Here is a 1,903-nt window from a genome sequence, read left to right as displayed (position 1 = left end):
CAGGACTGGGTATGCCTGAAACTCAGTATATTGCTTAAGAACCGAACAACTTTAGGCTGCCATGTCTTCCAACCGAATTAAGCAACAAAGCCGCAGTGATCATAAAAATTGCGAATAATGGCGCTAATATCACCATAAATGGCATATTCTGCTAATAACCATGCATAAAAGTGCAAGTTAGTTGCAGGAAAATGAAGGGAGATGAAATGGACATCAAGCTAGACAAAATCGACAGGAGCATCCTCAGCGAACTTCAGCGAGAAGGGCGGCTCACGAATCAAGAGTTATCGGACCGTATATCGCTCTCACCCTCGCCGTGTTTACGCAGGGTTCGAGCACTAGAGAAGAAGGGCATTATTACTGGGTATCACGCGCATATCGACCAGGAAAAGTGTGGGCTTCCTATTAACGTGTTTGTTTTGGTCAAGCTCGAAAAGCCGACCGAAGAAAATATGAAGCGGTTTGAAACTCTTATCAGCAATATGGATGAAGTGCTGGAATGTTATCTAATGACAGGGACGCATGACTACCTCCTGCACGTCGTGAGCGAATCATTGAAAACTTATGAGCGGTTTATACGACGCGAGTTGACACGTCTTCCCAACATCGCGGCGATTGAATCCAGCTTTGCATTCGGTCAGGTGAAAAGGCGCACCAAACTGCCGATCTAGATTGCTCATGAGACAACTGGCGCTTTACAACACGACAAATGGCGCACATAATTTAACCATAGTCTGACGGAGGCAACCTATGTACGCAGAACAATTAGTTTCTCTAGGTGTGGTTAAAAAAGGGCAGGTAATCAACCAAGATACTGAGCTTGAAATTATTCGCCATGGCTTGACAGTTAAGCATGCCCGTAAGGTGATGAAAGACATGGCCATGACAAGTGGCGAGTGGGTGTCTCTTATTGGTTTGAGTTCACGAAGCTTACAGCGCAAAAGTGACACAGATCTGCTCACACCATCACAATCGGAAAAGACATTGGCTATTCGTCGCGTCGTTGATCTGGCTGTGGATTATTACGGAAATCGGCAAACGGCTCTCGAGTGGCTTAAAACACCTCAAGTGGCTTTTGGCGGAAAAGCGGCGGTAGACTATTTAGATACCAATACAGGCATTCAATACGTCGAAACCATTCTCAATCGGTTGATGCACGGAATGACGGCCTGATGGAAGTATTTAGGCTTTCGGTAAAGAAGTTTGCCGATCTCAGTGGCATGGGTGGCATGTTTGCCTCAGGTCGCTGGCATCAAAAAGGGCAACCGATTCTATATACTGCGGGTTCTCGATCCTTGGCTGCACTTGAACGGTTTGTTCACGAAAGCCCAGTGCAAATGCCGCCACTGGTTATGATGACCATTTATATCCCTGACGATATTGCGATTAAGCGCGTCAGTGAAACTGAACTGCCAAACGGCTGGGATGCCGTACCAGACGCAGATGTTTCCCGACATTATGGTTCTACTTGGTTACGCGAGCTGACAACACCGGTCATTCAATTGCCGTCGGCGATAGTTGCCTGCGAATACAATTTCCTGGTCAACCCAATGCATCCCGATAGTTCGAAAGTGAAAGTCATCGATCAGCGAGATTTTTATTACGACAGCAGATTGAAAAAGATGATGCGGTAAAATTCTCGTACAAAGACGTTCAAAGCCTCGGTTATCTGAGGCTTGTTGCTAAGGGATGCTGCATTAAAGTCTGTCGAAACCCAGTTTAGGCGAGAATTGAATAAAGTATGTATTAGCTATTTTATGGTAAATAGCCAATTACGTTCAATAGACTGATTTGATAGAAGAAAGAGGGTCATTACAGACAGAAGAGAAGCAGATTTCACGTATCGGCATACCCTATTTAACATAATATACATAATGCGCACTTAGGGTTGGCATGGGAATGG

Annotated in this window: 3 protein-coding genes; all 3 read left to right on the top strand. The window is 45.2% G+C overall.

All coding sequences use genetic code 11. The features are described 5' to 3' along the window. Positions 1–206 precede the first annotated feature (206 nt). Positions 207–671 (top strand): Lrp/AsnC family transcriptional regulator, encoded by a 465-nt coding sequence (locus tag B5D35_RS23510; protein ID WP_078754815.1) that lies wholly within the window; start codon positions 207–209, stop codon positions 669–671. 79 nt (positions 672–750) lie between these two features. Continuing rightward, positions 751–1,173, top strand: coding sequence for a type II RES/Xre toxin-antitoxin system antitoxin (parS, locus tag B5D35_RS23505; RefSeq protein ID WP_078754814.1), 423 nt, complete (start codon positions 751–753; stop codon positions 1,171–1,173). Beyond that, entirely contained in the window at positions 1,173–1,634 is a 462-nt protein-coding gene (locus B5D35_RS23500) for an RES family NAD+ phosphorylase (RefSeq protein WP_078754813.1), read from the top strand. Before parS ends, B5D35_RS23500 begins: the two co-directional genes overlap by 1 nt. The last annotated feature ends 269 nt before the right edge of the window (positions 1,635–1,903 follow it).

The organism is Enterovibrio nigricans DSM 22720, assembly GCF_900167155.1.
Lineage (GTDB): Bacteria > Pseudomonadota > Gammaproteobacteria > Enterobacterales > Vibrionaceae > Enterovibrio > Enterovibrio nigricans.
The sequence above is the reverse complement of the archived record's forward strand: the minus strand, read 5'-3'. Positions and strand labels throughout refer to the sequence as shown.